Here is a 9,913-nt window from a genome sequence, read left to right as displayed (position 1 = left end):
CAGGCGCTTTAGCGCCGAGGAGGCTCACCGCCCGCCCCGCGGAAAGCGAAGCGCCTGGAACGGAAATCAACATTCACTTTTAACACAGCCTAAAATTAAGAAGAAAAAAAAGGCATTATCCCCAAATTTCGGATAATGCTTCACAACTTGACCGTCACTTCTGTACCATCGTTTAATTTTGTATCAACCAACGTTATCCCTTTATGCTCCGCGAATGCCTTAAGCAGCGGTTTTAGGTCTTTCCTTTCTATGTGGGGGACTTTGAATTTCCTCCCATCTTTTTCAATTGCTTGATTTACAAAACGATTAAATTTTTTTGAAGTGATAACAGTACATACAAAATTTAAAACCGGGTAGGGAACAGGTACAATAAACCTTTTATCTTTAACCTTCACTCTGACTTTAAGCATCGGTTACTCAATCACCACGAATACTTTATCACCATTTGCCGAAGTGATATCGACAATTTGTCCGTCTAATTCATTTTCGATGGCCGCAATTAAGAGATCTACGTTAATATCCTTTACGTATTTTGCTGCTTCAGGAATTTTTTCAGCAATATTCGTTCCCACTTTCAGTACTGCCTTGACTAAATTAATTGGCAGATTTACGTTTACATTGTCACCTTTCTCCGTGGCTACTCGGATTTTTAACAATTTGTTACCGTAAGGGATATCTTTTTGTAGTTTGACAGGCTGGTCCTTCCCCTGCAATACATTAATCAGCTCAGTTGCTTTTTCCTTATCCAGCTTCCCTTCTTCAACCATTGTTAACACCCTTGAGATTTCTTCCTTCATTTACGCTTCCCCCTCTTTTAATAAATGAATGGCTTCTTCAGCAGTAATTTCACCTTTTTCCAGCATGGAAACAACTTTCCGTTTATCGATTTCTGACTTCTTGCTTAATGCAAATCCAAGAGAAGAAATAATATCATCCAATTTCCCTCGAACAGTTGGATAAGAAATACCTAATTCTTTTTCAACTTCTTTAATATTTCCACGGCATTTTAGGAAAATCTCGATAAAATGGAGCTGTTCCTGGCTTAGAGCTGCTAATTTTGAAAACTGAAATTCATTTTCCACCGTGGTTTGGCAATGAGTACATTGTAATTTCATAATTTTTAATTGCTTACTGCAAACAGGGCAATGTGTAATAACCGGATATGACATTTTTTCCTCCTTTCCTTCTTTAACCATATAATACATCATTCCCCTCAAAAAATAAATATAAATATTAAATTATTTTATATAATTAAAACAAAAAATTAATTTTATTAAGCATTTAATTAATTTTATTGAATCCAATATATTTTTGCTAAAAAAAACAAAAAAACAGACTCATCATTCGAGTCTGCTTTTTCATGTTTATGCTTCTTCTGCCGTCCAAACATATAAATCTTCAATCCGGCAATTTAATTCTTTGGAGATTGTCATCGCATTATTTAAATTCATAACTCTCTTTGACAGGTAGTCATCGAGCTGATCCCTGGGTATATTTGTATTCCTTTCCAAACTATCCAGGTCCATTCCTCTTTTTGCTAATAAATCTTTGAGGTTACTCTTTTTTGCTTTAAAATTTGTCAAAACGACACCTCACTTTTATTTAGCATATCATAGTTAGGTAATAATTCAAAATGAATGGCTTTATCTTTACTCTATTCCTTTAATCAGATGAAGTTACATAGTAGTTCATTCATTTGTGTTATACTAAGGATGGGAATATAAAAGGGGTGTTAAATTTGAAAAACGCAAATAATCGATACAAATCCGGTCAGACTGTTAATATTATTGAAACGGGAGAGGCAGTCACTATTTTGAAATGGCAGTATGTAAAAAATATGAAGAGATATTCTTATATCGTTAAAGAGCACCCGGAAACTTTTTATTTCGAGGAAGAATTACAGGATCTTTAAAATGAAGTTTGCAGGCCAAGAAAAGACCAATTCAGCGAATTGGTCTTTTCTTGTTGTATTAAAATTCTGCATTACCTGGTGTTCTAGGGAATGGAATGACGTCTCTAATGTTTGACATACCTGTTAAATACATAATTAAGCGCTCAAAACCAATCCCATAGCCGGAATGTTTTGTACCGCCGTATTTTCGGAGTTCAAGGTACCACCAATAATCTTCCTCGTTCATGCCAAGGTCTTTAATTTTTCCAGCCAAAATTTCTTCACGTTCTTCACGCTGGCTGCCGCCAATTAATTCTCCGATTCCAGGCACAAGTAAATCCATGGCAGCAACTGTTTTGTTATCTTCGTTTAACCTCATATAGAAGGCTTTAATTTCTTTTGGATAATCAGTGACAAATACTGGGCGTTTGAAGACATGTTCGCATAAATAACGTTCATGCTCTGTTTGCAGGTCCACTCCCCATTCCACAGGGTAGGCAAACGTTTCACCTGATTCGACTAACAACTTGATGGCCTCCGTATACGTCACACGGCCAAAGTTTGCCGTATAGGCATTATTAAGACGGTCTAATAACCCCTTTTCAATAAAGCTGTTAAAGAAATTCATTTCCTCAGGAGCTTGTTCCAGAACATAGCCAATTACGTATTTCACCATTTCTTCAGCTAAATCCATGGTATCAGGAAGCTCAGCAAAGGCTAGCTCTGGCTCAATCATCCAAAACTCAGCTGCATGTCGCGCTGTATTTGAATTTTCTGCTCTAAATGTCGGTCCAAACGTATAGACATTCCGGAATGCTAACGCAAAGGATTCAGCAGAAAGCTGCCCGCTAACGGTCAGATTGGTTTCTTTATTAAAGAAGTCCTTTGTAATATCAGTTTTACCTTCGTCGTTCTTTGCAGGATTATCCAAATCAAGAGTGGTTACACGGAACATTTCCCCCGCACCTTCAGTATCACTGCCGGTAATGATTGGAGAATGCACATAAACAAAACCTTTATCTTGGAAAAATTTATGAATCGCATACGATGCAAGTGATCTCACGCGGAATACGGCTGAGAATGTATTGGTTCTCGGTCTTAAATGCGCAATTGTTCGTAAATATTCAAATGAATGCTTTTTCTTTTGTAAAGGATAATCAACATTTGAAGTTCCTTCAATGACAATATTAGTTGCCTTGATTTCAAATGGCTGCTTCGCTTGAGGAGTATGTATAAAATCTCCCTCAACCGTGATCGATGAACTAATAGGCAGTTTGGCAATGTCCTTAAAGTTCTCCAATTGCTCATCAAATACAATCTGTACCCCTTTAAAGAAGCTGCCATCATTTAATTCAATGAATCCAAAGGTTTTGGAATCGCGAATAGTACGAATCCATCCAGATAACTGTACCTTTTGTTCAATAAAGCTGTCGGTATTTCTGTACAATTCCTTAATTAAGGTCTGTTTCATTGTAATTCCTCCTAAATCATATGTATAACGTCCACCCATTCGGCAGCAGGTCACTTCGTGCAAATCTCTAGATGGCATAGTAAAAAACCTCCCATCCCAATCGGGACGAAAGGTAAAATTCTCCGTACCATCATCGTGTGTCTTTTATCCCTTCAATATTATATAAAATATCATATCAGAGAAGCAATTTTCAACAAATTTCCGGTATATTGGCGCTTAATTTCACTTTTTTGTTGATTTCCATGAAAAAGTACGATTAATCACAAAATTGTCATGGATTTTTAAAAATCTTCTGAAAAATAGCAGGATAAACGCCGTTTATGGCGAATTAATAATCAAAAGTTCGATTCTTGATTAATAGGGAGTGTTTGTCGTGGACAAAGTTACCTGTATTGCTTATCTCCTTTACAAGTCTTCTAAGAATCAAGACATCCAAGATAAAGCTATTCAATTATTAAATGGCGATGTATCCATTCGTGATTTAAAAAGAAATGTTTCCCTTCAAGCCCATCTGGTCATCGCAGAATCCTTACTGAAAAAGAACAAAGTAGACAAATACAAGGTGCAATTGTTCGCCGAGGAATTTATGGTCATCGAGGTTTAAAGCTTCCTTTAGGGAAGTTTTTTTTCAATCAGCATACTTTATAAGTTTCATTAATACAATAGATTGTTGTGGAATTTTTAATCAACAAATATATATTCAATTTGTAAAGAAAGGTGATTTAATATGGTACAAGTAGAAGTAACAATAACGTTTGAAGGAAGAAACTATTTAACAAATGTCATTACGAATCAGGACACACCGGATGAAGAAATCCTCCGTCTCGCCTATGAACAAGTCCAAAAACAATGGAAAAAATAAATAACCTTTACCATTGTTTAAATAAAACAGCGACTTATGCCGCTGCTCAGATTGTCGAGAAAGGATATTTTTCTCGGCAATTTTTCATTTTGTCAGAATCTAAATATCAATTTTTTCCCTGCAATTGTGCCTGTTGATTTCCGCTCCTGGCACTCGCTTTCCGCGGGGAGGTCCTGGCGCCTATGGCGCCTGCGGGGTCTCCAGTGACCTCTATATCCCGCAGGAGTCGAGTGCCCTCCGCTCCAATCAACAGGGAGGCAAATCAATCTAAAGTATTACAACACACCTTTTCTAACCTCAATAAGTGTGTTTATTAAAGGAAATGATTGAAATAAAAGACTATCGAAAGTTTTTCGACAGTCTTTTATTCTGTAAGTATTCATTTTAACTCATACGCATCCCTTGATACGAGATTTACTAACGGGCTAATTTCACCTGTTGCGTACATATACAATTCATGCATGGCACGAGTACAGACAGTATAAAATAACTTCCGTTCACTTTCACGCTTATACTCCGAACAATCGTAAAGGATGACAGCATCAAATTCAATCCCTTTTGCCAGATAGGAAGGGATAACCAGAATTCCTTTTTCATAAGAAACTGTTCCTTTTTCAATTAAATAAAGGGGAAGGTCATTTTTAAGTGCTTCAAAAACAAGGTTACTTTCTGCAGCCGTCCTGCAAATAACTGCAATAGTACGATGCCCTTCATTTTGATATTCCTTAATCTTTTCTAAAATTAAATGGTTGATCCTTGTCTTTGTTGTTCGTTCAATAACGGGCTTCCTTCCTTTTCGGTTAAATGGTTCGATCTTTCCCCCACCATCAATCAAACCGCTTGTGAACTCAACAATTTCCCGTGTTGAGCGGTAGGTTTTTGTCAAAACAATCGTTTCAATTTCCTCACCTATTAAATTCAAATCCGTTAAAACCGTCGCAGATCCCGTTGCACCGGAAAAAATCGCTTGATTAAAGTCACCGAGCATCGTCATTTTACTATAAGGAAAAAGCAATTGAATAAAGGCAAACTGGAATGGAGAATAATCCTGTGCTTCATCAATAAATATATGGCGGATGGCAGTGTTCGATTTCCGCCCTTCGATTAAATCTTGAAGGTATACGTATGGAGTTGCATCCTCATAAGGAATTTCCAGCTTGTTTAATCGCTTCACCGTTTCCTTGCAAATTTGATCCCAGTCAGGCGGCAGGCCTTCAGCATTTCGCCAATCATATTCAAATAAACGGCAATAGATGCCTGACATATCGATAAAATTCAACCTTTTTACCCTGTTAAATAAAGGCCTGAATTTTTCTTTCACCACCATTTGGGCTAAGAGCTTTTGTTCTTGCTCAAAATCATCAAATGTATTATCGTTAAAGCGGTTCTTTTCCTGCATTATCTTGAATGCTTCAAGATAGTCCTCTTTTTCAAGAAACTGAATTTCTTCCTCGACCCAGCTTTGCGACCGTTCCCTTCTTACAACTCGCTTCAATTCCTTTAAAAGCCACTCCTTAACCAGCTGTATTCGGTTAGCAATAGAATAGCTTTCTGCTAAAGAATAAAAATAATCATGAATCTCTTTTTTCGAGATTAAAACGTCACCTCTGAACAATAAATCCCTAAACATTAATCCATGTTTTGACAGAGACGAGGCATATTGATCAATCATCTTTTTATATTCCAGACTTGCCTTATAGCGAATTCCCGCAACCCTAGTTGTATATAATTCGTCTTCTTGCCCGTTAAGCAGGTACTCCATTTGGCTGAATGGATCCTCTACTTCAAATTCACGATTTAATCGGTGATTTAAATACTCCATGAACGTGGCTTGCTGCATATTCTCTTCTCCAAGCTCTGGCAGCACTGTTGCAACATAGCTATTAAACATTGGGTTGGGAGAAAACAGCATAATATTTTCCGACTTTAGCGTATCGCGATAGCGATAAAGTAAATAGGCAACTCGCTGCAATGCAGCTGAGGTCTTACCACTCCCAGCCACACCTTGAACAATGAGCAATTTACTCCGCTCATTTCGGATAATTTGGTTTTGCTCACGTTGAATCGTAGCAACGATACTTTTCATTTGCGTACTGGCGTTATTTCCAAGTACTTCTTGAAGCATTTCATCACCAATCGTTACCCCTGTATCAAACATCCCCTTTATTTCCGAACCCCTTATTATAAATTGCCGTTTTAATTCCATTTCACCTTTGATATTCCCGTCTAAGGTTTTATACTGGGCAGGACCCGGAGAATAGTCATAATAAAGACTAGAAATCGGGGCGCGCCAGTCATAGATTAAGAAGTTCTCATCCTGTTCATCCATGAACGAAGCAATCCCTAAATAAACTTGGTCTGCCGACTTTTCCCCATCTTCCCAAAAATCAATGCGGCCGAAGTAGGGGGAATATTTTAGCCTAGCAAGGGTTTTGAGATGGTGATCTAATTGTTTATGTGTCCGTTCCCGCTCTGAAAGTAGTTCTGCCTGCTGCTTAATACTCGCTGCCGTCTCTATTGCATCATCCGGATCATCCGTATTGACGGTAACATCATCCCAAAAGGTTTTCCGAATCTCGAGAACGTCTGAGCTAACTTTGCCGGCATTTTGTGTTAATTTACTTACTTTTTTATCAATTTCAGTAACTACTAAATTGACTCGTTGCTGTTCCAATTGCCAGTCTCTGCTTTGAACATCGCTCATGAAACCACTCTCCAGCTAAAATTTTGATCCAATATGTTGACAACCACAAAAAGATGTGTTAATGTTATTATAGAGTAATTTAGCTAAATGAACATAATAACATTTTGTGCCAAATTTCATTTTATCATGCTCCTTTTTTATTTTCAATAATTTGCTTACAAAAAAACGCCGTATTGGCGTTTTTTTTTTTGAAAAATTTCCGAAAACAATCTCTACTTCTTTTTCTCCTACACACCCGCTTCATCTCATTCCCTAATATATTTTAAAAAAAACAATTGACAATATAGTGACTAACATCATATAATTTATCTTGAAATGAGTTATATTAAATTCAAGATAAATAATTTCAAAACAAAAAGGGAGAGATTTATCATGACAAAAACAAATTGGGCTCTTGATGCTTCACACAGCAGTGTTGATTTTTCTGTTCGTCACATGATGATTGCCAACGTGAAAGGAACTTTTAATAGCTTCAATGCTGCAATTGAAGCAGATCCAACTGATTTAACTACTGCAAGCATTGAATTTTCAGTTGATACTGCAAGTGTAGACACTCGCAATAAAGATCGTGATGGCCACTTGGTTTCTGCAGATTTCTTTGATGTTGAAAATCACCCAACAATGACATTCAAAGCAACGAACATTGAAAAAACAGATGATGATGAATACAACGTAACTGGTGATTTAACACTTCGTGGTACCACAAAACCAGAAACTTTTGTAGTGACTTTCGAAGGTCAAGGAAAAGATCCATGGGGAAATGAAAAAGTGGGCTTCAGTGCGGTAGGAACCATTAACCGTTCTGATTATGGCCTAGTATGGAACGCAGCTCTTGAAACTGGCGGCGTACTTGTTGCGGAAAAAGTAAAAATCAGCCTGCAACTTCAAGCAGCAAAAGCTTAATAATAGCAAAAGCTCTCCTTTTCTGGAGAGCTTTTTTTCTTAGTTATTTAGTTCGAATTTTAAAAATTTGGCGAGATCGAGCATGCCGAATTTTCCAGCTTTTTCTTCTGCATCAGAATTATAGTTTGTATTCGTATTGATATCATAAGTATAAATTTCACCTGCTGAATTACGGATAAATTCAATGCCAGCAACTTGTATGTGATTAGCAGCAAGGACCTGCTCATATTTTTCGAGGATGGGATCTGAAAAACCTTCAATAATTTTAAATTTTGGCTTTTCTTCCTTTTCTTCACCTACAGGACAGTATAAGTCTCCAATTTGACAGGCATCCGCTGGGCATAGCTGAAAGCCCTCAGAAGTATCCACTTCCACAGCATAGACGAATTTCCCGCCGACAAATTCACAACGTGTAATAACACTCTCGGGTGCTTGAATATACTCTTGGATTAAGGTTATTCCGTCCACTGGTTCTTCGAATGAAGGACCTTCTACATAGTTTTTTAACCCATCGATGGTTTGAAACAACTGGACACCAAGCCCTTTTCCGGCACGGTTATGTTTAGTAATAAATGGTGTATCCAAAAACTCAGCTGCTGCCTCTAGGATTTGCCTCTTCCCCACTGCCGCAATTGTTCGTGGTGTTAGAATGCCAAATTTATTTAGTTCTAAATATTGGACAACCTTACTGACCTCAAGTTGCAGTGCCCTCGCACCATTAACTACTTTTCGGCCATGTGTCTCAAGCCAAGCAAGAACCTGTGCGGTAAATTCCGGTGCAAAGCGGTGACCCCTTGTGTGTGAAGATGCACTCATGCGGTTATAAAAAATCCCTTCTGGCGGTTCTTTTGATAAATCAAGCCGGCCGCTGTCAAGATGCCACTCTTCATAAGGGACACCTAGCTCATCTAGACGCTTTGTTAGATGAATGGTCCATTCGCTATTTTCGTGGATGATATATACTTTTTTCAAAGAAAAGTCTCCCCTCATGCTGCACGTTATCTTCTATATCAATTGTATCTATTATTTTAAATTGATATTGGCGATTTGTGAAGAGATTCCACAATATTGTCAGTTCATATTTCTGTTTATTTTAGGGAAATTAATTACTAGTAGCATCACAAGGGAGTGGTAATAAATTCATTACAGGATAGGTAAAATTATTAGCAGAGAAACGCTTAATTGGTTGATATCTTCATCCCTAAAAGGAATTTCTCAAGTTATTTTGATTGAAAATGCAGTCACTGGATTCATAATATTAATAGCGATAATGGTGTTTTCCCTGCCGATGGGAATTATTTCCCTTTTATCATCCATCACTGGAACACTAATTGGAAAATTAGGGGGAGCAAATGGAAAGACTGTTAACCAAGGGATTTATGGTTATAACTCAGTGCTGACCGGTATGGCCCTATCCTTGTTTTTAAGAGGCGATAACCGCTGGATTATTGCCTTAGCTGGGGCCGCAATCGCAGCCATATTTACAGCAGCAATGATTCATATCATGAGGCAAGTTGGACTCCCTGTTCTCACTTTTCCTTTTATTATCTTAACATGGTTTTTATTGCTGACTGCTTACCGCTTAGTTTCATTTAAGATTGATCCTAAGCTTGCACCACAATCATTAGCTAATTGGACACTAAATATACAAGGCGAGACAAATTGGTTTGACGGAGCCGTTAATGGAATGGGGCAAATTTTCTTTCTTGATAATAACTGGTCTGGAATTTTGCTTTATATTGCTATATTTTGGGCAGGGTGGAGATTTGGGCTCTATGCAATAATAGGAAATGGAGCAGCATTACTGACCGCGTATGCACTCGGGGGAGAACATAGCTTAATCTTTATGGGGCTTTATGGATATAATGCGATTTTAACCATGATCGCTGTAGCGGTCGTTTATAAAGAGGGCCATCGATATGCACTTTTATATGGCGTTTTGGCGGCATGTTTAACCGTTCCCATTACGGCCAGTGTTGTGACCTGGCTGTTACCATATGGACTTCCGGCACTGACAATGCCTTTCGTTTTCTGTACATGGCTTCTCCTCGGTGCAATGAAATCCCTTCGGTCTATTTGAAG

12 protein-coding genes are annotated in these 9,913 nt (G+C 37.9%); 5 read left to right on the top strand and 7 right to left on the bottom strand.

Annotated features, from left to right (window positions below; all coding sequences use genetic code 11):
* Positions 1-140: 140 nt before the first annotated feature.
* The 4 genes from ACFVSW_RS24285 to ACFVSW_RS24270 form a co-directional block, all read right to left on the bottom strand.
* Complete coding sequence (locus ACFVSW_RS24285) at positions 141-410, bottom strand: hypothetical protein (RefSeq protein WP_387319197.1); 270 nt, start codon at positions 408-410, stop codon at positions 141-143.
* Positions 411-413: 3 nt separating this feature from the next.
* The gene (locus tag ACFVSW_RS24280; RefSeq protein ID WP_387319195.1) at positions 414-797 is read right to left on the bottom strand and encodes an SHOCT-like domain-containing protein; all 384 of its coding nucleotides are present in this window, start codon (positions 795-797) and stop codon (positions 414-416) included.
* Positions 798-1,169: a DUF2089 domain-containing protein gene (locus tag ACFVSW_RS24275; RefSeq protein ID WP_387319194.1), complete on the bottom strand. Its 372-nt coding sequence runs from the start codon at positions 1,167-1,169 to the stop codon at positions 798-800.
* A gap of 195 nt (positions 1,170-1,364) precedes the next feature.
* A complete protein-coding gene (locus ACFVSW_RS24270; protein ID WP_387319193.1) occupies positions 1,365-1,583 on the bottom strand; it encodes a helix-turn-helix domain-containing protein in 219 nt (72 codons plus the stop codon).
* Positions 1,584-1,738: 155 nt separating this feature from the next.
* Between ACFVSW_RS24270 and ACFVSW_RS24265 the strand changes: the two genes are divergently transcribed.
* Positions 1,739-1,912, top strand: coding sequence for a hypothetical protein (locus ACFVSW_RS24265; protein ID WP_169802710.1), 174 nt, complete (start codon positions 1,739-1,741; stop codon positions 1,910-1,912).
* A 58-nt stretch (positions 1,913-1,970) separates the two neighbouring features.
* Here ACFVSW_RS24265 and asnS read toward each other — a convergent pair whose 3' ends face one another.
* Positions 1,971-3,362 (bottom strand): asparagine--tRNA ligase, encoded by a 1,392-nt coding sequence (asnS, locus tag ACFVSW_RS24260; RefSeq protein ID WP_387319201.1) that lies wholly within the window; start codon positions 3,360-3,362, stop codon positions 1,971-1,973.
* 373 nt (positions 3,363-3,735) lie between these two features.
* Between asnS and ACFVSW_RS24255 the strand changes: the two genes are divergently transcribed.
* Positions 3,736-3,966 carry a hypothetical protein gene (locus ACFVSW_RS24255; RefSeq protein ID WP_387319192.1) on the top strand — a complete coding sequence of 77 codons (231 nt, stop codon included), beginning with the start codon at positions 3,736-3,738 and terminating at the stop codon, positions 3,964-3,966.
* A gap of 123 nt (positions 3,967-4,089) precedes the next feature.
* Positions 4,090-4,224 carry a BA3454 family stress response protein gene (locus ACFVSW_RS24250; protein ID WP_387319191.1) on the top strand — a complete coding sequence of 45 codons (135 nt, stop codon included), beginning with the start codon at positions 4,090-4,092 and terminating at the stop codon, positions 4,222-4,224.
* Between the two features lie 379 nt (positions 4,225-4,603).
* Here ACFVSW_RS24250 and helD read toward each other — a convergent pair whose 3' ends face one another.
* Complete coding sequence (helD, locus tag ACFVSW_RS24245; protein ID WP_387319190.1) at positions 4,604-6,928, bottom strand: RNA polymerase recycling motor HelD; 2,325 nt, start codon at positions 6,926-6,928, stop codon at positions 4,604-4,606.
* A 372-nt stretch (positions 6,929-7,300) separates the two neighbouring features.
* On the opposite strand from helD, the gene ACFVSW_RS24240 reads away from it, so the two are divergent.
* On the top strand, positions 7,301-7,831 hold the full coding sequence (locus ACFVSW_RS24240) for a YceI family protein (RefSeq protein ID WP_387319188.1): 531 nt from the start codon (positions 7,301-7,303) through the stop codon (positions 7,829-7,831).
* A 39-nt stretch (positions 7,832-7,870) separates the two neighbouring features.
* Here the strand turns inward: ACFVSW_RS24240 and ACFVSW_RS24235 are convergent, their stop codons facing one another.
* On the bottom strand, positions 7,871-8,803 hold the full coding sequence (locus ACFVSW_RS24235; protein ID WP_387319187.1) for an ATP-grasp domain-containing protein: 933 nt from the start codon (positions 8,801-8,803) through the stop codon (positions 7,871-7,873).
* 214 nt (positions 8,804-9,017) lie between these two features.
* Between ACFVSW_RS24235 and ACFVSW_RS24230 the strand changes: the two genes are divergently transcribed.
* Positions 9,018-9,911, top strand: coding sequence for an urea transporter (locus ACFVSW_RS24230; RefSeq protein ID WP_387319186.1), 894 nt, complete (start codon positions 9,018-9,020; stop codon positions 9,909-9,911).
* Positions 9,912-9,913: the final 2 nt, after the last annotated feature.

It is taken from the genome of Neobacillus sp. NPDC058068, from assembly GCF_042885335.1.
Classification (GTDB): domain Bacteria; phylum Bacillota; class Bacilli; order Bacillales; family Cytobacillaceae; genus Neobacillus.
Note: the sequence above shows the minus strand (reverse complement) of the source record. Positions and strands in the feature narration are given on the sequence as shown.